Origin of the sequence: Polynucleobacter sphagniphilus (assembly GCF_029892205.1) — a bacterium.
Classification (GTDB): domain Bacteria; phylum Pseudomonadota; class Gammaproteobacteria; order Burkholderiales; family Burkholderiaceae; genus Polynucleobacter; species Polynucleobacter sphagniphilus.
Window position 1 is genome coordinate 133,393 of the sequence record NZ_JARXVX010000002.1, and the last position, 23,422, is coordinate 156,814.

Here is a 23,422-nt window from a genome sequence, read left to right on the forward strand (position 1 = left end):
CAATTTTTTACAATTGATCATTAGCGTCCATCCTCTTGTTCGTAACAACGATTCTTGACATCATCGAAAATTCGATATGGTTTTTCATCAAGAAGATCTTGTGTTGCGACCTCGCGCAAGGCTGGAACGATGACGCGAGAGGGGCGCTCAGGATTTTGTAGAAGAGCTTGATAAATCTGAGAATTCGAAAGTTGTCGGAAGTCTCCGCGAGCATTCTGAATTGCTGCGACCATTTGTCCAGCCGCATATGTGCAGAAGTCAAGACGTTGTACGACTGCAGGGTACTGGGGGCCCTGAATCTGATACATCGGCCGATCGTAAATTTGAGCGAAGCAACTAGCAGAAATGAGCGCCATCCCTGCAAAAATGAATTTACCTAAAGTATTTTTCATTTTTTATCGCGCTCCAGCTTCGCTGACTCAATTGATTTTGCGTGAATCGACTTTGCTTTTAAACATGTGACGTCAAATAGCGCTTTTGCTTTTTCAATCGCCGATGCCAAAATTTGATCAGCTCTAGCTTTACGTTTTTCAAAAATCTCATCTGCGCGGATCTTAGCCTTCAATATTGCAAGTTCCTGCTCTTGTTTTGCTTTAAGCACTGCAATCTGATCTTGTTTCATTTCTACTCCTTTTTAATTTAATAAAAGCACTTCATATACATAAGGTCTCAACATCGTTCCGCTTCGCTACTCAGATGCAGAAGGTGTTGTGACATTTACGCCCTGCGTGATTTTTGTGCCAACGGATTCTTTTAAGTCAGAAGAAATCTTTAAATCATTCGAAATATCTGAACTTGCTGATTTCGAGGATTTGACTGTGACAACATAGTCTTTTCCAGCGATAACATTTGACGAATAAAAATCTTTTCCACCGAAAATCTTTTTCCAGGATTCAAGCTTGCCCGCTTCACTCAGATACACATCAGATCCAATCTGCAAGCCTTTGTCGGAATTGAGAATCACCGCAGAAGCCTTGTCGATTCCCGCATAAAAATGATCTAGCCATTCCGCCTGGTCTTGAAACTCCGCCAGGCTGATTCCCAAGAGTCGCGAAATTAGCTGTTCTCGAATTTGAAGGAAATTCTTGTTGCCAATTCCTAAGCCGCTGACGACCCGCGTCATAGTGCGATTGGCTGATTCAACAGAGAGAACTCCATGCCAAAGTTCGTTTTTTTGGCTAAGGTCCGATTGGCTTATGTAATTACCACCGGCTTGAAAAGTGAAAAGAATCGTCAAAACGGCGTTATAACGCGCTTTAAACAGCTCTACAGACGACGGTAGAGCTCCGTGCGAGCCTTTGCTTATCCATTCGCTTAAATCAGCTCTAGATGCCTTTAAATCAGCCGTGACAGTTTTCTGCCAATCAAGCGCTGGCGAGCGATCAGCTCCGTAAAAAAAAGTCGGGTTTGGCTTGCCATTTTTGAGAGGCTCGATCGTCAGCTTTTGTCTGACAAAAACGAGAGGGTCGCCATAGAGGTTCGCACTCTCGATTTTTTGCGGAAGCTGCGAGATAGAAGTTAAGCCAGTCGAATACTCGATGAAGCTTGACCACGCTTGCGCTTGAATCACGCCGAGCGGTTGGGTGGTTGTGAGATCAGCAGAGTCTTCGCTTGACAATTTATTAGACGAAGACTGAGTGCTCGTGAAGCTAATTACAGATTCGCGAACTTGATCGATAGCTGAGCCAATATCAAGCTTGCATCCGCCGAGCGCCAGGCAACCCGCAGCAATCGCGCTAAATTTTAGAGCTCTCATTTCGCACCTGATTTCTTTTGAGAATCGGCGGGAGGTAAGTATTCAGAATCGTCAGATTCAACCGCATTTTTAGCGCGAGCTCTCAACTGGTCGACAGTAGTCTTAGTTTCCTCTGACGATTTTTTAGCCTCTGCAATTTTTTCGGACTCATCCGCTTTTAGAGCGGCCGCCTCCTTGTCGAGTTCTGCAATTCGTCCTTCGCGAGCAACCCGCTCAGCCGCTGGGTCTCCGGAGCCGTTCAACTGGTCGTGAAAACCTTGAACTTGGCGAAAATATTCAGATTTCATTTCGACCCGATCGCGGTCAAAGGAAGAATCGCGTTTTTCGAAGTGAGATTGAAAATATGAAAGACCAATCAAAGCGAGATACAAGCATACGAGGCCCGCAGCGGCCTTGTGCGCTAGCTGTCTCTCTAAAAAAAGCAAGGCGCAGCCGATCGCGATCACAAGCGCGATTGCGCCGATCAAAATTATTGTGAACATAAAAATCTCCAGAAAAAATTAATTGGCGGGCTTGGCCCGCCGAGGCTTAGAAGGAGGTCTTCAATCCAATTGTTCCGACTAAGCGATCTTTGGAGCTGTCGCCAGTTGCCACAGATGTGTAGTAGCGGCCTTGCACGAACATGGAGACAGGCTGAAGCGAAGGTGAGAGCGAAGCCAGGGAGTAGTCGAGCCCAACTCCGACGAAAGGCGTCAGACGATGATCGCTAGATGTCGAGTTTTGAGTGCTGCCTATCAGAGGGACGCTGGTCGAGCCCATTTGACTAGAGGTACCAGAAGCACTTGTGACAGTCTTCGAGCCCCAAGTTTGAGCGACGCCAACTTGGCCATAAATTTTGGCAAAGTCATTGATGCTTCGATCAGCTTGCGTGAACAATCCGGCGTAACGCGTATTCGCGTCGATAGTGCCTCCGGTGAGGCCGCCTGATAGATTACCCCAATCGAACTGTTTAAACGCCTTGGCGGCATCAATAGACACGCCTACGCCTGCATTGTTCATGTTTGCGCCGACCGCTAGGCTGTAAGGGTCGGCTGGTGCCGCTTGTGCGGAAATTGCGGAAAGGCTGAATAGTGGTAATGCTAAAAATTTAAGTTTCATTTTTTGATTCCTTTGTATGTTTAAAAAACTACATACATAGGTCTCAGATAAGGTCCCGGTTGTTTTGAAATTTAGTGAAATCCTAAAAAACACTGGCACAAGAAAAAACAGGAAAAAGCAAAATCGGTGGTTTCAGAAAACCATCTGCGATTAGCGAAAGAAAGTGAATATTTTTCTTTTGTGTGGTGTGAATTTATAAAACCATCTTCAGAAGAAGGTTTGTTTTTAGGTTCTTTTGTAATTAGGTAATTTGGTAATTAGGTAGAGGAACATGGTCCTTGATTTCAAAGGGAAATTTTCCGAAAAATGAAAATATTTTTTTCATTTTTTTTAAAATTTGTCGAAAAACTCACTTTTTTGACAAAAGTTATCCACAGGCAAATCTAGCTGCAACAAATTCAGTAGAGCCTGCACAAAAAACAACAATTTCAGCTTATTTTCGATTTTCTTTATACAAATTTCTTATAAAAAAAATTATCTACATACCAAAAACAATATAGAAAAATTGACACAAAAATAGCAATTTACAATCTTTAACAATTTATTTTTTCCAATAAATTCAGATACTTATAAAAGTTTGCTTATTTTTTAAGCAAAAAAGCTCATTATTTTTCACTTTTTTTTACATCTCCCCGAGGGGGACTTTTTTCTTAATTTTTTTCACCTAAAAATCGCCCGCGAAGCCTTATGGCACGGGGTTGCGCGGACTTTCGACATGCAACAGAATGAGCACATGACGACTTTGGAAAACGAAAAGATGCCAAAAAAAATCGAGACCCCCACAGAAAAAATGTTGCATTGCGCCAAATTGAACAATTTAAGTGGCGAAGATGCCCTCGCCGAGCTATGGCTCGCTCGGGCGATCGACCCTTCCGCCTCCCAAGAAGAAATCGAGAAGCGCGTGAGAGTCGCCCTTATAGATTTTTCGAAAGGCTCGCATCGCTTCGATTGGCGCGAAGCCCAGGACCGCGCAGAAAGCCCGCCCAACCCTCTCGAAATTCTCGAAAAGGCAGAAGAATCCCGCAAAAACGAGGCAATTCTGAGAAAAAACCGGCACTCGTTCCCCGCGCTCGTCGCCCTCCTCGATTTTCCCGAGGCTACGACCCAAGGGGCGATCGCGAAGCGGATCGGCAAGCGAAAAGAATTCGTGGTTCGCGAGATTTCGCGCGAGCTCGCCGAATTCGAAAACGCGAAAGCAGGGAAAAAAATTCAATCGCCTCTCAGCCTTTTCGGCGAGGAAATTCAATGAAATTTTTCAAAGAAAACATTGGGGATTTTTTTCGGCAAACGCAAGGAATGGCGCTGGCCGAAATTGGCATGTTCGCGAACCTCAGAGCGGCCTATCTGGACTCTGAAAAATTTTTGCCCGCCGACCTCGAAATTTGCGCGAAGCTCGCTGGTGCAAAAACGAAAAAAGAAAAAGAAATCGCAAAAAATCTGATTTTAGAAAATTTCGACTTGACCCCAAACGGCTGGCGAAATGAAAATTTTGAGTTAATTTTGAGCGAATTTTTTCAAAACGAAAAAGCCTGGGCGAAAGCCCCAAAATTCCGAAAAGATCTCGCCGAAAACCAAACTCGACAAGTGATCGAAAAAGCTAAAAAGCACTCAAATCAAAAACTCGAAATATCGTCTGCCCCCGCCCTCGTCCCCGCCGCCCAAGAAATTTTCGAATTGCTCGCAGCCGAAAAAATAGTTCCAGCTGATCGGCTGCCGTACCTTGCGCAAGACTGCGTCAAGGAGGGACTGGGTCGAGAGGAAGTTCTCGCAGCAGTCGCTAAGGCGAAAAAGAAGAACACGGCCGAAACGCTTCACGCTTCCTTTTTGCGATCTTTTTTGCATGAATTCGCCCCAAAAAAACCGGAAATTTCAGAAACTCAGCGCCAGGCAGAAGAAGATTTCACGCGGGACCATTTGTCGAAATTTATGACGGACGATTTGCCTAATTTGATTGAGCATTGCCGCAGTCGCGGCATTCCCACAACCGACGAAATTTCATTGGGGAAATTCACGCAAAGGCTCGATCGCGAAGCGCTGAAGTCTTTTCTGCGCGCGCAAAACATCAAAGCAGAAAACAACCACGGAAACTGAAAAAAATGACAGCAATTTTCGAATTAGCCATTTCTCAAGAAATACTTCAACCAGACGACATTGCTTCAATTACTGGATGTGCTCGCAAAGCAGATCAAATCGACTGGCTTTCGCGAAATGCATGGATATTTTTCAAAAATAAAGCTGGTGAGCCGGTCGTCGGGACTTTTTATGCGCGGTTAAAACTCGCTGGAATCAACCCAAAAACTATTGCAAGCGGAGAAGCTTGGCAACCAAATTTTGCAAACATTAATTAAAGGGAGAATCAAAAAATGAAAAATCTATTTATAAGCATCAGCTTTTTAATAACATATTTTGCGCTAGCGATGTGGGTGCCAGGCAGAATTTTGGATCAATTTAGAAATGAGCTGGTTAGCGGCCAGATCACTCTCGCGGCACTGACGATTTTTTCGCTAATTTTGTTTTGTGTGGTGATGTTTTTCGTCGCGGATGCTGCTTTACGATTTACTACCAAAGAATGGCTAGATCAATAAAAAGTGAAAAAAAATAGATCGCCCCTCCCTCCAAAAATGCTCGAACGCCGCCGAACACTCAAGTCGGGGAAAATTTGGATTGGGTATTACTACAATGGCCGCGACGAAAATAATCGGCGAATTGAAATTCCTCTGGGCACAGATCTAAACGAAGCCAAGAGAAAATGGGCAGAGTTCGATTGCAAGCCGGTTCCAGCCGAAGTCGGCACAATGCGAATTATTTTCGACAGATATGAAAAAGAAGTAATTCCTACAAAATCGAGATCCACACAAAAAAATAACGGGTGGGAACTCGCAAGACTTCGGGCAATATTTGATTCAGCTCCCATAGATCAAATAACTCCACAGCACATCGCTCAATATCGCGATGCCCGACGCACTCCCGCAAAAGTGTTGAAAGACGGCACTATCGTTCCGGAAAAGCTTTCGCCAGTCTCGGCAAATCGAGAGCTTGCCCTCTTCTCTCATGCTTGGAACTTTGCAAGGGAGTGGGGATATACAAGCAAAGCAAACCCATGTTTTGGCATCAGAAAAAATAAAGAAATGGGTCGGAGTTTTTACGCTGACGACGAAGTCTGGAATAGCGTGTACACCATTGCACCAACTGAATTGAAGGATGCAATGGACTTGGCTTATCTGACAGGTCAAAGGGTTTCAGACGTACTTAAATTTAGCTTTAATGACATCACTAACGATGCTTTGACTCTAAAGCAAGGGAAGACCGGCAAGCTCCTACAAATCTCACTGGTCAACGATGCAGGCGAGAAAACAGAACTCGGCCAACTCATTGATAGATTGAAAATTCATCCGATCAAACGAAATAGTTTATTGACGACGCTCGAAGGGAAAAAACTCACGAAAGGTATGCTGAGATTACGCTTTAACAAAGCAAGAGACGAAGCAATCCACATGGCAAAAAAGAACGGGCAAACAGACTTAGCCGAAAGAATTGCTCAATTTCAATTCCGAGATAGTCGCCCGAAGGCAGCAAGTGAAATCAAAGATTTGGGTGATGCTTCCCGACTTCTTGGCCACTCAGATAGACAGATCACTAAGACCGTTTATCGCCGAGTTGGTGAGCGCGTCAACCCAACAAAATAGCCAATCTGCGGAAACGATGCCAAAAATTGCGGAAACGATTGCATCTGACTTTTTAGAAAATAGCCAGCTAACCCATACTGGTGGCGGAGAGGGAGGGATTCGAACCCTCGGTACCTTTGACAGTACGCCTGATTTCGAGTCAGGTACATTCGACCACTCTGCCACCTCTCCGAACCGAACGGCAATTATAGCTTTGGGACTGGCTTTCTTTGTACTTACTTCACGATAGGGCCAAGTACTTCCAGGCCACCTAAATAGGGTTGCAGTGCTTTTGGGATGAAAATACTGCCATCCGCTTGTTGTTTATTCTCAAGCAGAGCCACTAGCGCCCTACCCACAGCCAAGCCCGAACCATTTAAGGTATGAAGTAATTCTGGCTTACCCTGACCCGCTTTAAATCTCGCCTGCATGCGTCTTGCCTGAAAATCTCCCATGCTTGAGCATGAGCTAATTTCACGATAGGCGTTTTGTGATGGAACCCATACCTCCAGGTCATAGGTCTTGGTACTACCAAAACCCATATCGCCAGTACAGAGCAATACCTTGCGGTATGGCAACTCCAGCAACTCTAAAATCTTTTCTGCGTGTGCAGTGAGCTCTTCCAAAGCCTGCATGGAATTTTCTGGTTTAGTCATCTGCACCAATTCCACCTTATCGAATTGGTGCTGACGAATCATGCCACGCACATCGCGCCCATAGCTTCCCGCTTCAGAACGAAAGCAAGGGGTATGCGCTACAAACTTCATGGGCAAACTATCGGCATTAACAATCTCATCACGCACTAAGTTCGTGACCGGGACCTCAGCAGTTGGAATGAGGTAAAAGTTTTCTGTTTTTGCTTCGCCCTCATTCGCTCCTTTAGGAACCTCGCCACCCATTTGACGCGGCACTTTAAAAAGGTCTTCTTCAAACTTAGGTAACTGACCTGTGCCACGCATCGATGCTGCGTTCACGATATAAGGCGTATAGATTTCTTGATAGTCATGCGCAATAGTGTGCGTATCGAGCATGAACTGTGCCAAGGCACGATGCAATCTAGCAATCGGTCCTTTGAGCACTACAAAGCGAGAGCCACTTATCTTGGCAGCCACTTCAAAATCCAAGCCTAACGCACTTCCTAAATCTACGTGATCCTTAATCTCAAAATCAAACAACGGGGCCTGCCCCCAAGTTTTGATCTCTTTGTTTTCGGTCTCATCTTTACCTGTTGGTACTGACTCATCTGGAAGATTGGGGATGCCCATTAAGAAATCCGCAATCTCGATTTGCAAGATACTAAGTCGGGCTGCGCCAGCTTCCATATCCGCATTGACCTGACCCACTTCTGCCATCTCAGCACTAGCATCTTCGCCTTTGCCTTTTTTCATACCAATGGCTTTAGACAATTGATTGCGCTTGGCTTGTAATTCTTCAGTGCGGGTTTGCAAAGATTTACGCTCGGTCTCAAGCGTATTAAATTTCTCAACATCGAGCTGGAATTTACGAGTCGCTAAGCGCGCCTGAACAGCGGCGATATCTTTACGGAGTAATTGGGGATCAATCATGATGCTCTATTCTTAATTAACTAAATTGGTTCTTTATTTCATGCGGACAACTTCTGCGCCAGCTGGAGGTGTAAAAGTAAAGCGGTTGGCTGGCAAGGCGATATTCAGTTGGATGTGATCTAAAGTTACCAACACCACACTCCCCAAACCATCAATTAACTCTAAGGCTTTTGGCAAACCATTGGCCATACCAATTGAGATCTTGGTGTAGGGCAGATCATTAGCGCCCTTGGAGCTTGCAGTCTTAGGCTTTAAGTTAACCCACTTCATTCCCAAGTGCTCATCACCTTCGACTAACTCAAAATGTTGATCCAAGGCATCTTCACCAAACAAGATAGCTGCCGGGGTAGTCGCAAGAGCTTGCCCTGCCGGTCTAAAGGTGGCCTGATTTAAATCCTTATCCCACATCACTACTTGTTTACCATCAGCAATTAACTTTTGCTCATATGGTTTTTGGGTATCCCAAATAAAACGTCCCGGCCTCTGAAATACAAAATGACCTTGGGTCTGGCGCACCACTTTGAGCCCTTTATCTTTTGGCTCATCACCTTTTGGCGTGCGCAATTGCTGTTGCACAAAATCACCCTCGGCGGTTTTGGAGTTACGCACAAATTGACGCAACTGATCAGCGCCGCTATCACCCTCTGCGGCCAGAGTCAGATTGATGCTTGCAAACAATGCAATTGTGACGAGGGCAAGTCTTGAGAAAACACTTTTCAAAATTATTGCCTTACTCAGATGCACGATGGAGGATTTCACGGTTACCGCCATTACCCATTTTCGATACAAGGCCGGCTTTTTCCATATCCTCTAATAAGCGGGCAGCGCGGTTATAGCCAATACGCAAATGCCGCTGCACTAAAGAAATCGATGGGCGCTTGTTCTCAAGAACAATCGCGACTGCTTGGTCATAGAGGGGATCTGCTTCGCCACCACTCTCGCCCGTTAAGGCATCGATAGTAGATTCATCAGCACCTTCGAGCACACCCTCAATGTAGTTGGCCTCACCCTTCTCTTTGAGCCACTCAACTACACGATGCACTTCATCATCCGAAACAAATGCGCCATGCACGCGCACTGGCAAGCCAGTACCTGGCGCCATATAGAGCATGTCACCCATACCCAATAGGGCCTCAGCACCTTGCTGATCCAAGATGGTGCGGCTATCAATTTTGCTACTCACCTGGAAAGAAATACGGGTGGGTACATTGGCCTTAATCAAGCCAGTAATGACATCCACACTTGGGCGCTGGGTAGCCAACACCAAATGGATACCGGCAGCACGGGCCTTCTGTGCAATACGCGCAATTAACTCTTCAATCTTTTTGCCGGAGACCATCATTAAGTCGGCCAACTCATCAATTACGATGACAATGACAGGCGCTTTATAGATTGGCTCTGGATCTTCTGGGGTTAAGCTAAAAGGGTTCGTTAACTTCTCACCCTTTTCTTCAGCCTCTAAAATTTTCTTATTAAAGCCAGCGAGGTTGCGCACTCCAAACTTACTCATCAGTTTGTAGCGGCGCTCCATCTCATTCACAGCCCAATTGAGGGCGTTGTAGGCCTGCTTCATATCGGTCACAACTGGGCAGAGCAAATGTGGAATCTTGTCGTACATCGCCATTTCCAGCATCTTTGGATCAATCATGATCAAGCGCACTTCATCGGGCTTGGCCTTAAAGAGGATCGACAAAATCATGGCATTAATACCAACCGATTTACCAGCACCGGTTGTGCCCGCCACCAAGCAATGTGGCATCTTCGCTAAGTCAGCCACCACGGGCTTACCTGAAATATCTTTACCTAAAGATAGTGTCAAGATCGAATGGCTATCGTTATAGACTTGCGAGCTTAAAATCTCTGAGAGGTAAACCGATTGACGTGTTGGGTTTGGCAACTCTAAAGCCATACAAGTCTTGCCTGGGATCGTCTCCACCACACGCATACTCACTACGCCTAGTGAACGGGCTAAGTCGCGTGCAAGATTCACAATTTGACTGCCCTTCACGCCAACAGCGGGGTCAATTTCATAACGCGTTACTACTGGGCCTGGGTAGGCAGCGATGACAGTAACCTGCACGCCAAACTCAGCCAGCTTGCGCTCTATCAAGCGGGAGGTAAATTCCAGAACTTCAGCCGAAATTGTTTCTTTGGCTTCTGGCACCTCATCAAGTAAGGCCAATGGAGGTAGTTCTGAATCTGGAATATCCACAAAGAGCGGCTGTTGTTTCTCACGCTCCACGCGCGCACTTTTTGGAATCTCAATAGGGGCTCGCACAATTTGCACTGGGGGCGCGATATCCACCCGTCCGCGGAACTCTTCTACAAATTCTTCGCGCTCTTCAGCGGCAACCTCACCCAATTTGCGATCTTCCTCGCTTTCGCGACGCTCACGTAGGTAGCGATAAGTCAACTCCAAACTACGCCCTACTTTTTCAGCCACATCCAACCAAGAAAAATGGAGGAATAGAGAAAGTCCAGCACATAGACCAAACAAAAGGACCAAAGTTGACCCTGTAAAACCTAGGGCCATTTGCAATGGGTCGCCAATTAATTCACCCAAGATGCCACCCGGTGGACGAGGCAGCTCCCAGGATAAGGAGTGCATACGAATCGATTCAAGGCCCATGGAGCTGATTAAAGTCAGGCCGAAACCCAACCAACGCATCAATAAGGAGTCTGGCTTGGCGTCTGGATCAGCCGGCAAAGGGATGCTCCAAAGCTCGCGCCAGCCATTCAAAACTCGGCGCCCAAACAAAATGACCCACCAAAAGGCCGAAATTCCGAAGATATAGAGCATCAGATCGGCTAAATAGGCTCCAAAACGACCCCCTAAGTTCTTGGGAGCCTCAAAACTAGCGTGAGACCAGGCTGGATCGGCCTTGGAATAAGTCAATAAAATAGCAAATAAGCCCAGGCAAAGCCCCAGGGATATGAACCAGCGGGCCTCAAGGAGTAGGCGGGGCATCCTTCCCTGAGTGCCATTTTCAGGCGGCTCAGGGTTTAAGGGGGTGCGAGACTTCGGGTAAGCGGTTCTAGCCATGTTCCACCGATTGTAAACAAGCAAATCTATAATTCCTATATGACCACAAATACACCAAAACACTCCAAAGTTCTCATCCTCGGTTCTGGCCCTGCTGGCTACACAGCAGCGGTTTACGCTGCTCGAGCCAATCTGAAGCCCACCCTGATCACTGGGCTAGCTCAAGGCGGCCAATTAATGACCACTACCGATGTCGAAAACTGGCCTGCTGATGCCAACGGCGTTCAGGGACCGGAACTCATGCAGCGCTTTTTAGACCATGCTGAGCGCTTTAATACCGAAATTATTTTTGACCACATTCACACAGCAGCCCTCAAAGAAAAACCGATTCGCTTGGTAGGCGACTCTGGGACTTACACCTGCGATGCCCTCATTATTTGTACCGGCGCATCTGCTCAGTACATTGGCTTGCCCAGTGAAGAAGAATTCATGGGTCGCGGTGTTTCTGGTTGCGCCACTTGTGATGGCTTTTTCTATCGCAATCAAGATGTCTGTGTTGTCGGCGGCGGTAATACAGCAGTTGAAGAGGCACTCTATCTCACCGGAATTGCCAAGAAAGTGACAGTGATTCACCGTCGTGATACCTTCCGCGCCGAACCCATTTTGAATGACCGTCTCATGGCTAAAGTTGCTGAAGGCAAAGTAGAGTTGAAGTTAAATGCCACCCTTGAGGAAGTGCTTGGCGATGAAAAAGGCGTAGTGGGCGTGCGTATCAAAAAACAAGATGGCAGCACAGAAGATATTCCCGTGACTGGCGCCTTCATTGCAATTGGCCATAAACCCAATACCGAATTATTTGTTGGTCAGCTTGATATGCACAATGGCTACCTCAAAACCCACTCAGGATTAGAGGGCAATGCTACCGCCACTAATATCCCTGGTGTTTTTGCGGCAGGCGATGTGCAAGATCATATTTACCGTCAAGCGATTACCAGTGCTGGTACAGGCTGCATGGCAGCGTTAGATGCGCAGCGCTATCTAGAATCCCTCAACTAAAAGTTACTGCACTGCCCTCTAAATGCCCAGTTCTGCTGGGCATTTTTTTGTGGGCCCCAGCCATCAAGGTTTACCCCGAGCTTATTTTTAGTATTTTTTGGGATATTCCCAGCATGAAAGCCTTAAACTATGGGCTGTCTGTTTTATCGGCATTTGCTAGATGAATTATTCAAAATGCCATCATTAATCATTAATTGGAGCAAGCATGAGTTACGACAAGGTCAGCCCAGGTAAAAATATCCCTGAAAAATTCAACGTCATTATTGAGATCCCAATGAATGCGGATCCAGTGAAGTATGAAGTGGATAAAGAAAGTGGCGCCTTGTTTGTTGATCGCTTCATGGGCACTGCAATGCACTACCCATGTAACTATGGTTACATTCCCAAAACAATCGCTGGTGATGGCGATCCGGTTGACGTGCTTGTGCTGACACCCTTCCCACTCTTTCCGGGCGTAGTGGTTAGCTGCCGCGCCCTCGGTGCATTGATGATGGAAGACGAAGGCGGCCAAGATGCCAAGCTGTTGGCTGTACCTGAAGATAAATTATTACCGCTGTATTCCAATGTCAAATCAATCCAAGATTTACATCAATTGCAGCTCGACCAAATTCAACACTTCTTTGAGCACTACAAAGACCTCGAAAAAGGGAAATGGGTCAAAGTCACCGGCTGGAGTGGAATCGAAGCTGCCCATAAAGAAATTCTCGAAGGCATTGAAGGTTACGCCAAGTCACAGAAGTAATCTGTCACCTTAGGCAAACGTTACTTTGACATCGGGAGTGAGTCAGCAAAAAATCGCCTTAGCGCAAATCAACCCTCTTTTGGGTGATTTGCCGGGCAATGCCAAGCTCATTCTCAAGTCAGCGGCTGAGGCCTTTGCCCAAGGCGCTCAGTTAGTTTTAACTCCAGAGCTTTCAATCGCTGGATATCCCCCTGAAGATTTATTGCTGCGCCCCGCCTTCATTGAAGCCGCTCAGAAGCAATTGGAATTACTCACTGAAGAATTAAAGCAATTTACCGATTTAACGGTAATAGTTGGTCATCCCAAAAAGACTGCAGCCGGGCTGCAAAACTATGCCTCAGTATTGCGCAATGGCAAAGTCATTGCAGGCTATGCCAAGCAAGAATTACCCAATCACGAAGTATTTGATGAAGTGCGTTACTTTGTACCCGGTAAACAAGCCTGTGTCTTTGAATGTATGGGTACGCAATTTGGTCTGATTCTCTGTGAAGATGCTTGGCATGTGGGCCCAGCCAAACAAGCACAGGCTGCTGGCGCGCAAATATTACTCACACTGAATGCTTCGCCCTATCACCTCCAAAAAGAATTATTACGCATAGAGGTATTACGCAAACATTTACTTGAGTCTCACATGCCCCTTGTATATGTCAACGCAGTTGGTGGTCAAGATGAGTTGGTATTTGATGGTGGTTCTTTCGCTCTGAACTCCAAAGGTGAGTTAGCAATGTCAATGCCTCAGTTTGAAACAGGTCTTGGCTTAGTGAACCTGACTCAATCCGGTGATCTTGAAATGGGTAGCAAGACCCTCCCACTCACCGTAGAAGCACAAGCCTATCAAGCTCTTGTTTTAGGCGTTCGTGATTATGTGCACAAAAATGGCTTTCCTGGCGTCATTATTGGCCTATCTGGTGGGGTTGATTCAGCTCTAGTATTGGCGATTGCAGTTGATGCCTTAGGTGCCGATAAAGTACGCGCTGTAATGATGGCCTCTCGCTATACCGCCGATATTTCGTGGATTGATGCTAGCGAGCTCGCCAAGAACCTCGGTGTTCAGTATGATGAAATTCCCATTAGCGAACCAGTCGATGCGCTCGAGAAAGCCCTTGCGCCGCAATTCAAAGGCATGAAGCTTGATGCGACTGAGGAAAACATTCAAGCGCGCGTTCGCGGCACCTTGCTCATGGCGTTATCGAATAAAACAGGTCGCTTGGTTTTAACCACTGGCAACAAAAGTGAAATGGCCGTCGGCTACTGCACGCTTTATGGCGATATGGCAGGCGGGTTTGCTGTCATTAAAGATATAGCCAAAACCTTGGTCTACCGACTCTGCGCATATCGCAATAGCATTAGCCCAGTTATTCCAGAGCGCATTCTCACTCGCGCCCCTTCTGCTGAATTGCGACCCGACCAAACTGATCAAGATAGCCTACCTTCTTATGAAGTGCTCGATGGCATTGTTGAGCGCTATATGGAGCAGAACCAATCCATCGAGCAAATCATTGCCGCCGGATTTGATGTCGACAGTGTTGAGAAGGTCACTCGCCTCATTAAGCTCAATGAATACAAGCGTCGACAAGCTCCACCGGGTGTCCGCGTTACCACCAGGGCTTTTGGGCGTGATTGGCGCTACCCAATTACCTCCCAATTTAGAGCGTAATTCACGATATCACCCTGCCCTCACCAGTTCTAGGTATGATGAAGCCATTAAGGAGAACTAAATGAAGCTCATTACATCCATCATCAAGCCATTTAAATTGGACGAAGTTCGTGAAGCATTGGCCGAAGTAGGCGCCACTGGCTTAACAGTGACTGAAGTCAAAGGCTTTGGCCGCCAAAAGGGCCACACCGAACTGTATCGTGGCGCTGAATATGTAGTTGACTTTTTGCCCAAGGTCAAAGTAGAGGTAGTGGTGGCTGATGAGCTCGTTGAAGCCTGCCTGGAAGCTATTACCAAATCAGCTCATACCGGAAAAATTGGTGACGGCAAGATTTTTGTTAGCCCCATTGAGCAAGCGATTCGCATTCGCACAGGCGAGACGAACGATTCAGCCCTGTAAAGCCCTATTTATTTTTCAAAGCATTATCTGAATTGGGAATCAGTTGAGTTACCGGGCTGGGCTTGCACCAGCTCAGCCGCCTCCAGCAATACTGTTTTTCCACCTACATTGTCAGGGCGCACTTTTACCCCCTGAAAATAGAGCTCTATCTGATTAAAGCCCGAGGTCAACACTTTGAACGGCGGCTTGCCATAAAACGAGGCGCGTGCGCCCTGCTCCAGCGCCTTGCTCTGTGTTTTACCAGTAGCGTCAACAACACAAACTACTTGAGCAGTCTTCGATTGAACAAACACCATATCCCCTGGTTTAAGAGGGCTTTCTGACTTATAGATGGAAACTGCTGCATCAGCACTAGGACATGCTTCACTAGCCGACTCAGCTGCTTGGGGTACATTCACCTCGGGAGTCGGATTAGCAACTGGCTCTGCTTGATCTTGGCTGGCAAGCTGCACTTCTTCCGTCTTTTCTGAAAAAGCATTTTTGTAAAAATTAATTCCAGCAAAAACCAAGCCGGCACAGATACTCAAGGAAAGTATGAGTCGCTTGCTTGATTTGACACTCTCCACTTTATTGGTAATTTCTTTTTCTATCCTATGCGCCTGCTTTTCTTTTTTAGCGAGCTGGGTGGAGCTTGTCGGCTCAGATTGAACACTTTGTACTGCAGACTCTAATTGATCAGCCTCAACCCCCTCAAAAGCATCTTGATCTGATATTTTTAAAATGGCGGCTACTTTTTTTGCAGCAGTGAATTTATTTTGTGCACCATAGTATGAGCTGGTATGACCATTTTCAATCTGCTCTATTTGCCTTGCTGAAAGACAGGCTTTAGCAGCAAGGTCTGCAATGCTGAAGCCAAGTTGCTCCCTAGCTTGAATAAAAGCACTTTGCTGAATCTCGGGAATCTTGGGATTTTTATTCATCTGACAAATACTCTAAAGAAGATTTGTTTCAAAACGAAGTAAATAATAAAGCTTGTAGCTACATGTAAGTCAGCTAATCCAATAATAACCATGATGACAGGACTAGTAAAGTGCTACCTCAATAACTAAAAAAGCCCCTCGCATTACTGAGGAGCTTTTTCTTATGGCAAAAATGTCATCTAGGCAGTAAATCGATCGTTTGGCTTCATGCGCGAAGTTAATAACACACCGCCAGCCATCAAAATAATGCTCCCAACAAAGGGCAGCTCCCAGCTTCCGTAGCAATCAATCAAAAATCCTGATACAACCGGACTAATAATCGCCGCTAGCGCTGAACCCGTATTCATCATGCCGCTTGCGGTACCAGAAAACTCTGGGGCAATGTCCATCGGAATAGCCCACATTGGACCAATCGTCATCTCCGCAAAGAAAAAGCCAAAACTTAAGGAGAGGACTGAGATCGTAATGTCATGGGTGAACATGATGGGTAACAAGAATAACAAGGTGCAAGTCATACAAATAGCCACCATCCAACTGCGGGCTACATTGAGATTATTGGTCTTGCGCAAAATCTTATCGCTAATAATTCCACCCAAGGTATCGCCCACTACACCGGCAAAAAATACGCTAGATGCAAAGAGTGCCGAGGTGGAAATTTTCAAGTTATAGCTATGCAAGAAATATTGCGGAATCCAGCTTAAGAAAAGCCAAAGCGTCCAGCCATAACAAAAGTACACCACTGTTACAGGGGCCATTCTTTTTGCCAGCCTCTTCCAAGGTGTTTTTTGTATCTTTCTGGGGGCGGGCTTCTTGGCCAATTCCTCTGGCGTAATCAGCGGATGATCTGCTGGGTTCTCAGTAAAAAAGAGTGCCCAAAGAATGACCCAAACTAAACTCAAAAGACCTGAGGCGTAGAAAGACCATCTCCAGCCATATTCAACCAAGATAAATACAATGAGTGCAGGAGCAACTGCATTACCCACCCGCGCAAACGCATGGGTGATACCTTGAGCAAAACCGCGATTTTCTTTTGGAATCCAGCGGGCCATTGCAGAAGTAGCCGCAGGAAAAGTGGCGCCCTCCCCAAGACCTAGCAAAACGCGGGCCGCCACTAGCGATACTAAACCGCCTGCAAAGCCGGTTAGGATGGTCGCCAAAGCCCAAATGAGGCCGCTATAAATTAGCGTGCGCTTGGCCCCAAATCGATCACTCACCCATCCGCCAATAATCTGAAAAATCAAATAGGGATAAGCAAATGCTGAGAAGACAAAGCCTATTTGGGTTTTACTTAAGTTGAACTCGGTACCAAATCCGGCAGCAGCTGAACTAACATTGACGCGATCAATATAGGTCAAAAAATACATGGCACAAAATAGCGCCAACACAACCGTAGTTGGTTTGAGTCTGAGAATATTTTTCATGCAGGTCTCCTGTTATTTTTCATGACCCCGCCAGCACATTTTGGCGGGGGTGAGACTTTTTTTAATCCTGCAATACCTCTTGTGCAGCAACTACGCCGCTGCCTTTTAATTTGATACCAAAGGCCTTCATACCCATCTCGCAACCACTCAAGGCTGCCAATAATGAAAGTTCATTGCAATCGCCTAAATGCCCAATGCGGAACATACGCCCTTTTACCTTCCCCAGGCCAGTGCCGAGAGATAAGTTGTAGCGCTCCAAAATCAACTTTCTCAGTTGATCAGCATCCACACCATCCGGTGTAACCACACCAGTTAAAACTGGTGAATACACCGCAGGGTCTTGGCATTGAATCTCTAGACCCCAGGCCTCAACTGCAGCACGACATGCTTTTGCCAAGCGCTGATGTCTGGCAAAAACATGATCTAAGCCCTCAGCCAAAATCATTTCCATTGCTTCATGCAAGCCATACATTAAATTCGTTGAAGGCGTAGTTGGCCAGTAACCGGTTTTATTAGACTCTAGGATTTCATCCCAAGCCCAAAATGCTTTTGGTAACTTGGCAGTTTTGCTCGCTTCAATTGCTTTTGTGGAAAGAGCATTAAACCCAATGCCAGGTGGCAGCATCAGACCTTTTTGGGAGCCACTGATGGTGACATCAACACCCCAATCATCATGGCAGTAATCGGCCGAACCAAGACCGGAGATAGTGTCAACCAATAATAAGGCAGGATGCTTAGCAGCATCCATTGCCTGACGTACTGCTTTGATGTTAGAAGTAACACCAGTGGATGTTTCATTATGGACAACGCAAACCGCTTTGATTTCGTGGGCAGTATCTGCCTTAAGACGCTCTTCAATCTTGGCAGCATCAACGCCATATCTCCAGCCCTCTGCTCCTGGCTTGCCAATAAATTCCGTTTTCAATCCGAGGCGGTCAGCTAATTTCTTCCACAGGGTTGCAAATTGACCTGTCTCGTACATCAATACCAAGTCGCCCGGTGAAAGTGTATTAACTAAGGCACCTTCCCACGCACCAGTTCCAGAAGATGGATAAATAATGACGGGGCTCTTCGTTTTAAATATTTTTTTAATGTTCTCTAGGATGGCTAAACCAAGCTGTCCAAACTCCGGACCACGATGATCAATCGTTTGATAGCTGATAGCGCGCAGCACTCGGGCGGGCACTGGACTAGGGCCAGGAATATGTAAGAAATGTCGACCAGCCGAATGGGAATCAAGTTTAAGCATAGGAACCTCGAATGAGAGTGTGAAAAGACAGATGTGAATTCATTTTTCTTATTTTTGCATACAAAAATATAATGTCAATACGTGATAATTACTAGGTTTTTAGGGCATATTTTTGTAATATACGAGAATGTATACAAAATTTAGCTTAAAACCATGATTTTGAGTCAAATAAGCACACCCCCTAACCTGCATGAACAAACCTTCTTGCAGCTCAAGGCCATGATTGTGGAGGGTGAGATTGCACCTGGAAGCAAATTAAACGAAAGAGCACTGGCAGAAACCCTGTCGGTTTCACGCACCCCAATTCGAGAGGCCATTCGGCGCTTGGCTGCTGATGGCCTGGTTGAACTCATCAACAATCGCGGCGCTATTGCACTGCAACTGAAAAAAGAAGATGTACTGCATTCTTTTGAGTTGATGGCTGAGCTTGAGGGATTTTCAGGTGAATTGGCTGCCAAAAGAATTAGCAAAGAAGCCTTAAGTGAAATCGAGGCACTTCAATATGAAATGCTAGCTTGCCACAGTCGCAAGGATTTGTCGGGCTACTACAAACTCAACTCTCAAATCCATCAACACATTAATTTGGCGGCCGGTAATCCAGTACTGGCCAATACCTATGCTCAAGTCAATGCCCGCCTACAAGCTCTGCGTTTTAGATCAAACCAAGATCAAGCGAAGTGGGATGAAGCTGTTTTAGAGCATGAAGAAATGGTTGCTGCACTCAAGGCGGCTGATGGCCAAAGAATGCGTAAGGTCCTGATGCAGCATCTTGAGAACAAAAAAAATGCCATTTTGAATTTATTAGAACCTCAATCATTAAATAAATAATTCTATGAATAAGCCAAGTGAAATCCACTTCTTAGCCGAACGTCTTAAAAAGCAAACCAGCGGTGAGGTCATGATTGACCGTGCCGATTTAGGACGTTACGCCACCGATGCATCGATTTATCAAACGATGCCCTTGGCTGTCTTTGTCCCCAAAACCGCTGCAGATATTGCCGCCGCGATTGAAATTGCTAGAGAGATGGGTGTGCCGATTTTGCCGAGAGGTGGAGGCACCAGCCAATGCGGTCAAACGACTGGTGCAGCTCTAGTAATAGATAACTCTAAATACTTTAGAAATAGTCAAAATCTAGATTTAGAAAAGTTAAGCATTGAAGTGGAACCAGGCATGGTGCTCGATACCCTGAATGCCCAATTGAAAAAACATCAAATTTGGTTTCCGGTAGATGTTTCTACTGCAGGGCAGGCAACGATTGGTGGCATGGCAGGCAATAACTCTTGCGGCAGCCGCTCGATTGCTTACGGCAACATGGTGCATAACGTCTTAGGAATCGATGCGTGGCTGGCAGATGGGCAATTAACCCAATTTGGCTTAATGCAAGATGCCAAAGGAAAGGCATTGGAGCTGGGCCAATTTGTTCAGTCTTTAGCAGTACAGCATCAAGCTGAAATTGAAGCAATGTGGCCAAAAGTCATGCGCAGGGTTGCTGGATATAACCTCGATATCTTTAATAATCAAAGTGAGCGCCCCTATACCAATGATGGCAAGGTCAATCTCTCCCATTTGCTAGTTGGTAGCGAGGGTACGCTCGCCTACTTCAATAAGCTCAAACTTCAGCTAGCCCCACTACCAAAACATAAAACACTGGGTGTAGTGAACTTTACGAGTTTTTATAAAGCCATGGACTCGGCCCAGCATATCGTCAAGCTGGGACCAAGTGCAGTTGAGTTAGTGGATCGCACTATGCTCGATCTCTCCCGCAGTAATCCTGCATTTAAATCAACGATTGAAACCGCGCTCATCGATCAGGGCGGAAAATCACCAGAAGCCATCTTGCTGGTAGAGTTCTCAGGTGATGAATTAGCTCCTCTGGAGAAAAAAGTAAAAGAATTAGGTGAGCTCATGGCTGATTTGGGCTTACCTGGCTCAGTAGTAGAAATGCTAGACCCCAGCGCCCAGAAGAATCTATGGGAGGTGCGCAAGGCTGGCCTGAATATCATGATGAGCCTCAAAGGTGATGGCAAACCAGTCAGCTTTATTGAAGATTGCGCCGTTCCCTTAGAGCACCTAGCGCAATACACCCAGTCGCTTACAGAAGTCTTTGCCAAACACCAAACACGCGGCACCTGGTACGCCCATGCTTCAGTTGGCACCCTGCATGTCCGCCCTATTCTAGATATGCGTCGCGATGGCGCTAGCAAGATGCGTGAAATCGCTCAGGAAGCCTCAGAGTTGGTACGCAAATATAAAGGTGCATTCAGTGGCGAGCATGGCGATGGTATCTGCCGCGGCGAATGGATTCAGTGGCAATTTGGGCCCAAGATCAATGAAGCCTTGAAAGAAATCAAACATGCCTTTGATCCAGGTAATCTATTTAATCCTGGAAAGATCGTCAACACACCAAAGATGGATGACAGCACCCTCTTTCGCTTTCCACCCAATTACAAAGTGACACCGCTCAAGACTAATCTCAATTGGTCTGCATGGAATGTTCAAAATAATGCGGTTACCGAAGAGACCTCGGCACCTGGAACCGGAAAAGATGCAGCGGAGGGTTTTGCTAAAGCCGCGGAGATGTGCAACAACAATGGTCATTGCCGCAAATTTGATGCGGGTACGATGTGCCCAAGTTACCGTGTAACACGCGATGAAAAACATGTCACGCGGGGTCGCGCCAATACATTGCGCCTAGCCCTGAGCAATCAACTCGGTCCTGATGCATTTACAGGAGATGCCGTCAAAGAGGTAATGGATTTATGCGTTAGTTGTAAGGGCTGCAAACGCGAGTGCCCCACTGGCGTTGATATGGCAAAAATGAAAATTGAGTTTTTAAGCCATTACAAAAGCAAACATGGTTTTACTCTGCGCGACAAGCTCATTGGGTATTTACCCAGCTATTTGCATGTGATTTCTAAATCATCTGTTTTGACTGGTTTATTTAATTTGCGCAATCACTCACAGGCACTTGCTCAGGTATTAGAAAAGTTCACCGGCATTAGCGCCAAACGTAGTCTCCCAGCCTGGAGAACGGACACTGTTTGGCAATCCAATCTTGGTCATGTGGACCTGCATAGCTTTAACAATGCCAATAAGCCAGTCGTACTTTGGGCCGATACCTTTAATGGTGCCTTTGAATCAGAAAATATTTACTCGGCAGTACGCGTATTAGAAGCAGCGGGCTACACCGTATACATCCCTAGAAAAGAACAAGGCCATTTTTGTTGTGGCAGAACCTATTTAGCAACTGGCATGATAGATCGCGCTAAAGAATCTGCACGCGAGCTTGTAAATGCGCTTTACCCCTTCGCCGATAAACAAATTCCGATTATTGGGCTAGAACCTTCTTGCATCTTGAGTTTGCGTGATGAATTTTTGGTGATGGATCTAGGTGATAAGGCATCCCTATTAGCCAAGAATAGCTTTACCTTTGAAGAGTTCCTGGCTCAAGAAAATAAAGCGGGTCGCTTTAATCCAAACCTCAAACCTGCAAACAAACCCATTCTGATCCATGGCCACTGCCATCAAAAGTCATTTGATGTTGTCAAACCCATGATGGATTTACTCAAACTGATTCCGAATGCCAAGCCCGAACTCATAGAAACATCTTGCTGTGGAATGGCAGGAAGTTTTGGTTATGAGAGTGAACACATGGATGTGTCGATGCAAATGGCGGGACTGCAATTACTGCCCGCCATTGAAAAGGCGCCGGACGCCTTACTAGTTGCAGATGGCTCGAGCTGTAGACATCAAATTAAAGATGGCGCCTCAAGACAAGCTTTACATCTTGCGCAAATCTTGGAGATGCATTTAGCCTAAGTAGCAAAAGAAAGCCCCTCATTGGAGGGGCTTTGAATTTCAAGCATTCTTCATTTGAGAATCAATGCATATGCATGCTACCGCCCATGGCATTGACGGGCATTTTCAATTCCACTTCACCCGCTTTAGCAAACTTGAGTTTGACTGGAACTGTTTCACCTGCAGAAAGTGGGGCTTTAATGTTCATAAACATTAAATGCAAACCACCTGGCTTTAGCTCAACCGAACCATTGGCAGGCACTGCAATATCTTTAACCTGACGCATTTTCATCACTGTGCCATCCATCGCCATTTCATGCAGTTGAACCTCACCAGCAACTGGTGAGCTTACTGAAAGTAATTGATCAGCTGCGCCGGCATTTTCAATCTTCATAAATCCACCCGCTACCTGCTGACCGGGAACGGTTGCGCGTGTATAAGCATTGGTAATTTGAATATTGCCCGCTTTAGCATCCTGAGCATGGGCTCCTCCGCTCAGGCTTACTCCAGCTGCTACGCACAAAATGAGGCGACTCATAGTGCCCATCCAATTTTTCTTTATCATTACCATTCCCTTGTGTTTGAAATTAATGAAATACTACTTGTAATGCCTAAATACCGCGCCATTCTTTTTCTCTTGCTCTTAGCCTGCTGCTGTAGCAAGGCATTTGCAGAACTGCAAGTTGGGCAAGCTGCACCCAATATAGAAGGTACGCTCATGAATGGCAAGCCCTTCTCGCTTGAAGCCAATAAAGGTAAAGTGGTTTTGGTGCACTTTTGGGCAAGTTGGTGTGAGCCCTGCCAAGAAGAAATGCCACTCATGGAAGCTTACCTTGAAAAAAATAAATCCAAAGGATTAGAGGTGCTTGCAATTAGCATGGACAAACCCTCTGAATTAGAGCAAGCCAAGCATATGATGCATGGCTACAACTTCCTCTTTGCGGAGAAAAAACAAATGAATTACTCGGGCTACGGCAGAATCTGGCGCATCCCGAGCACCTTCGTGATCGATAAACAAGGCTTTCTCAGAAAGAATGGTTTAACTGGTGACCCCACTTTAGACAACAAAGTCCTTGATGAAGTCGTTACACCATTACTCTCCAAGTAAGCC

At 46.1% G+C, this 23,422-nt stretch carries 23 protein-coding genes and 1 tRNA gene; 11 read left to right on the top strand and 13 right to left on the bottom strand.

The features are described from left to right. Window positions 1-20: 20 nt before the first annotated feature. The 5 genes from M2125_RS05015 to M2125_RS05035 all read right to left on the bottom strand — a co-directional run bounded on the left by M2125_RS05015 (window position 21) and on the right by M2125_RS05035 (window position 2,947). Window positions 21-392 (bottom strand): hypothetical protein, encoded by a 372-nt coding sequence (locus M2125_RS05015; RefSeq protein WP_280742633.1) that lies wholly within the window; start codon window positions 390-392, stop codon window positions 21-23. Beyond that, window positions 389-622 carry a hypothetical protein gene (locus tag M2125_RS05020; protein ID WP_280742634.1) on the bottom strand — a complete coding sequence of 78 codons (234 nt, stop codon included), beginning with the start codon at window positions 620-622 and terminating at the stop codon, window positions 389-391. Before M2125_RS05020 ends, M2125_RS05015 begins: the two co-directional genes overlap by 4 nt. A gap of 66 nt (window positions 623-688) precedes the next feature. Beyond that, complete coding sequence (locus M2125_RS05025) at window positions 689-1,756, bottom strand: hypothetical protein (RefSeq protein WP_280742635.1); 1,068 nt, start codon at window positions 1,754-1,756, stop codon at window positions 689-691. Beyond that, window positions 1,753-2,238, bottom strand: coding sequence for a hypothetical protein (locus M2125_RS05030; protein ID WP_280742636.1), 486 nt, complete (start codon window positions 2,236-2,238; stop codon window positions 1,753-1,755). Before M2125_RS05030 ends, M2125_RS05025 begins: the two co-directional genes overlap by 4 nt. 46 nt (window positions 2,239-2,284) lie before the next feature. Then, a complete protein-coding gene (locus tag M2125_RS05035; protein WP_280742637.1) occupies window positions 2,285-2,947 on the bottom strand; it encodes a hypothetical protein in 663 nt (220 codons plus the stop codon). A gap of 640 nt (window positions 2,948-3,587) precedes the next feature. Between M2125_RS05035 and M2125_RS05040 the strand changes: the two genes are divergently transcribed. The 4 genes from M2125_RS05040 to M2125_RS05055 all read left to right on the top strand — a co-directional run bounded on the left by M2125_RS05040 (window position 3,588) and on the right by M2125_RS05055 (window position 6,540). After that, window positions 3,588-4,103, top strand: a complete 516-nt coding sequence (locus M2125_RS05040; protein WP_280742639.1) for a hypothetical protein — start codon at window positions 3,588-3,590, stop codon at window positions 4,101-4,103. After that, window positions 4,100-4,945, top strand: a complete 846-nt coding sequence (locus M2125_RS05045; RefSeq protein WP_280742640.1) for a DUF1376 domain-containing protein — start codon at window positions 4,100-4,102, stop codon at window positions 4,943-4,945. The genes M2125_RS05040 and M2125_RS05045 overlap by 4 nt, the downstream gene beginning before the upstream one ends. Window positions 4,946-4,950: 5 nt before the next feature. Continuing rightward, entirely contained in the window at window positions 4,951-5,202 is a 252-nt protein-coding gene (locus M2125_RS05050) for a DUF4224 domain-containing protein (RefSeq protein WP_280742641.1), read from the top strand. Between the two features lie 273 nt (window positions 5,203-5,475). Then, window positions 5,476-6,540: a tyrosine-type recombinase/integrase gene (locus tag M2125_RS05055; protein WP_280742642.1), complete on the top strand. Its 1,065-nt coding sequence runs from the start codon at window positions 5,476-5,478 to the stop codon at window positions 6,538-6,540. Between the two features lie 81 nt (window positions 6,541-6,621). Here M2125_RS05055 and M2125_RS05060 read toward each other — a convergent pair. The 4 genes from M2125_RS05060 to M2125_RS05075 all read right to left on the bottom strand — a co-directional run bounded on the left by M2125_RS05060 (window position 6,622) and on the right by M2125_RS05075 (window position 11,127). Further along, a tRNA-Ser gene (locus tag M2125_RS05060) sits at window positions 6,622-6,711 on the bottom strand. A 44-nt stretch (window positions 6,712-6,755) separates the two neighbouring features. Next, entirely contained in the window at window positions 6,756-8,084 is a 1,329-nt protein-coding gene (serS, locus tag M2125_RS05065; RefSeq protein WP_280742643.1) for a serine--tRNA ligase, read from the bottom strand. Window positions 8,085-8,117: 33 nt separating this feature from the next. Next, a complete protein-coding gene (gene lolA / locus M2125_RS05070; protein ID WP_076023606.1) occupies window positions 8,118-8,804 on the bottom strand; it encodes an outer membrane lipoprotein periplasmic chaperone LolA in 687 nt (228 codons plus the stop codon). Between the two features lie 10 nt (window positions 8,805-8,814). Beyond that, window positions 8,815-11,127, bottom strand: coding sequence for a DNA translocase FtsK (locus tag M2125_RS05075; RefSeq protein ID WP_076023605.1), 2,313 nt, complete (start codon window positions 11,125-11,127; stop codon window positions 8,815-8,817). 39 nt (window positions 11,128-11,166) lie between these two features. Here M2125_RS05075 and trxB point away from each other — a divergent pair, with 39 nt between their 5' ends. The 4 genes from trxB to M2125_RS05095 all read left to right on the top strand — a co-directional run bounded on the left by trxB (window position 11,167) and on the right by M2125_RS05095 (window position 14,922). After that, window positions 11,167-12,123, top strand: a complete 957-nt coding sequence (trxB, locus tag M2125_RS05080; RefSeq protein WP_277541611.1) for a thioredoxin-disulfide reductase — start codon at window positions 11,167-11,169, stop codon at window positions 12,121-12,123. 205 nt (window positions 12,124-12,328) lie between these two features. Then, window positions 12,329-12,865: an inorganic diphosphatase gene (gene ppa / locus M2125_RS05085; protein ID WP_076023603.1), complete on the top strand. Its 537-nt coding sequence runs from the start codon at window positions 12,329-12,331 to the stop codon at window positions 12,863-12,865. Window positions 12,866-12,902: 37 nt separating this feature from the next. Then, window positions 12,903-14,522, top strand: coding sequence for an NAD+ synthase (locus M2125_RS05090; protein ID WP_280742138.1), 1,620 nt, complete (start codon window positions 12,903-12,905; stop codon window positions 14,520-14,522). A 61-nt stretch (window positions 14,523-14,583) separates the two neighbouring features. Continuing rightward, window positions 14,584-14,922: a P-II family nitrogen regulator gene (locus tag M2125_RS05095; protein ID WP_076023601.1), complete on the top strand. Its 339-nt coding sequence runs from the start codon at window positions 14,584-14,586 to the stop codon at window positions 14,920-14,922. Between the two features lie 23 nt (window positions 14,923-14,945). Here the strand turns inward: M2125_RS05095 and M2125_RS05100 are convergent, their stop codons facing one another. The 3 genes from M2125_RS05100 to M2125_RS05110 form a co-directional block, all read right to left on the bottom strand. Continuing rightward, window positions 14,946-15,842, bottom strand: coding sequence for a helix-turn-helix domain-containing protein (locus tag M2125_RS05100; RefSeq protein WP_280742644.1), 897 nt, complete (start codon window positions 15,840-15,842; stop codon window positions 14,946-14,948). Window positions 15,843-16,021: 179 nt separating this feature from the next. After that, a complete protein-coding gene (locus M2125_RS05105; RefSeq protein WP_280742645.1) occupies window positions 16,022-17,263 on the bottom strand; it encodes an MFS transporter in 1,242 nt (413 codons plus the stop codon). A 61-nt stretch (window positions 17,264-17,324) separates the two neighbouring features. Next, window positions 17,325-18,512 carry a pyridoxal-phosphate-dependent aminotransferase family protein gene (locus tag M2125_RS05110; protein ID WP_076023598.1) on the bottom strand — a complete coding sequence of 396 codons (1,188 nt, stop codon included), beginning with the start codon at window positions 18,510-18,512 and terminating at the stop codon, window positions 17,325-17,327. Window positions 18,513-18,665: 153 nt separating this feature from the next. Between M2125_RS05110 and M2125_RS05115 the strand changes: the two genes are divergently transcribed. Both M2125_RS05115 and M2125_RS05120 read left to right on the top strand, forming a co-directional pair. Next, a complete protein-coding gene (locus M2125_RS05115) occupies window positions 18,666-19,340 on the top strand; it encodes a GntR family transcriptional regulator (protein WP_280742646.1) in 675 nt (224 codons plus the stop codon). A 4-nt stretch (window positions 19,341-19,344) separates the two neighbouring features. Next, entirely contained in the window at window positions 19,345-22,332 is a 2,988-nt protein-coding gene (locus M2125_RS05120; protein ID WP_076023596.1) for an FAD-binding and (Fe-S)-binding domain-containing protein, read from the top strand. 61 nt (window positions 22,333-22,393) lie between these two features. Here the strand turns inward: M2125_RS05120 and M2125_RS05125 are convergent, their stop codons facing one another. Continuing rightward, complete coding sequence (locus tag M2125_RS05125) at window positions 22,394-22,876, bottom strand: copper chaperone PCu(A)C (RefSeq protein WP_233126637.1); 483 nt, start codon at window positions 22,874-22,876, stop codon at window positions 22,394-22,396. 42 nt (window positions 22,877-22,918) lie between these two features. Between M2125_RS05125 and M2125_RS05130 the strand changes: the two genes are divergently transcribed. Then, window positions 22,919-23,419: a peroxiredoxin family protein gene (locus M2125_RS05130; RefSeq protein ID WP_076023595.1), complete on the top strand. Its 501-nt coding sequence runs from the start codon at window positions 22,919-22,921 to the stop codon at window positions 23,417-23,419. The last annotated feature ends 3 nt before the right edge of the window (window positions 23,420-23,422 follow it).

Excerpts from the sequence above, each read along its gene's own strand:
- M2125_RS05015 (WP_280742633.1), bottom strand. The coding sequence starts at position 392 with ATGAAAAATACTTTAGGTAAATTCATTTTTGCAGGGATGGCGCTCATT.
- M2125_RS05050 (WP_280742641.1), top strand. The coding sequence starts at position 4,951 with ATGACAGCAATTTTCGAATTAGCCATTTCTCAAGAAATACTTCAACCA.
- M2125_RS05055 (WP_280742642.1), top strand. The coding sequence starts at position 5,476 with ATGCTCGAACGCCGCCGAACACTCAAGTCGGGGAAAATTTGGATTGGG.
- ppa (WP_076023603.1), top strand. The coding sequence starts at position 12,329 with ATGAGTTACGACAAGGTCAGCCCAGGTAAAAATATCCCTGAAAAATTC.
- M2125_RS05105 (WP_280742645.1), bottom strand. The coding sequence starts at position 17,263 with ATGAAAAATATTCTCAGACTCAAACCAACTACGGTTGTGTTGGCGCTA.
- M2125_RS05130 (WP_076023595.1), top strand. The coding sequence starts at position 22,919 with ATGCCTAAATACCGCGCCATTCTTTTTCTCTTGCTCTTAGCCTGCTGC.
- serS (WP_280742643.1), bottom strand. The coding sequence starts at position 8,084 with ATGATTGATCCCCAATTACTCCGTAAAGATATCGCCGCTGTTCAGGCG.
- M2125_RS05115 (WP_280742646.1), top strand. The coding sequence starts at position 18,666 with ATGATTTTGAGTCAAATAAGCACACCCCCTAACCTGCATGAACAAACC.
- M2125_RS05120 (WP_076023596.1), top strand. The coding sequence starts at position 19,345 with ATGAATAAGCCAAGTGAAATCCACTTCTTAGCCGAACGTCTTAAAAAG.
- M2125_RS05030 (WP_280742636.1), bottom strand. The coding sequence starts at position 2,238 with ATGTTCACAATAATTTTGATCGGCGCAATCGCGCTTGTGATCGCGATC.
- M2125_RS05125 (WP_233126637.1), bottom strand. The coding sequence starts at position 22,876 with ATGATAAAGAAAAATTGGATGGGCACTATGAGTCGCCTCATTTTGTGC.
- M2125_RS05040 (WP_280742639.1), top strand. The coding sequence starts at position 3,588 with ATGACGACTTTGGAAAACGAAAAGATGCCAAAAAAAATCGAGACCCCC.
- M2125_RS05095 (WP_076023601.1), top strand. The coding sequence starts at position 14,584 with ATGAAGCTCATTACATCCATCATCAAGCCATTTAAATTGGACGAAGTT.
- M2125_RS05100 (WP_280742644.1), bottom strand. The coding sequence starts at position 15,842 with ATGAATAAAAATCCCAAGATTCCCGAGATTCAGCAAAGTGCTTTTATT.
- M2125_RS05045 (WP_280742640.1), top strand. The coding sequence starts at position 4,100 with ATGAAATTTTTCAAAGAAAACATTGGGGATTTTTTTCGGCAAACGCAA.
- M2125_RS05075 (WP_076023605.1), bottom strand. The coding sequence starts at position 11,127 with ATGGCTAGAACCGCTTACCCGAAGTCTCGCACCCCCTTAAACCCTGAG.
- M2125_RS05110 (WP_076023598.1), bottom strand. The coding sequence starts at position 18,512 with ATGCTTAAACTTGATTCCCATTCGGCTGGTCGACATTTCTTACATATT.
- trxB (WP_277541611.1), top strand. The coding sequence starts at position 11,167 with ATGACCACAAATACACCAAAACACTCCAAAGTTCTCATCCTCGGTTCT.
- M2125_RS05020 (WP_280742634.1), bottom strand. The coding sequence starts at position 622 with ATGAAACAAGATCAGATTGCAGTGCTTAAAGCAAAACAAGAGCAGGAA.
- M2125_RS05025 (WP_280742635.1), bottom strand. The coding sequence starts at position 1,756 with ATGAGAGCTCTAAAATTTAGCGCGATTGCTGCGGGTTGCCTGGCGCTC.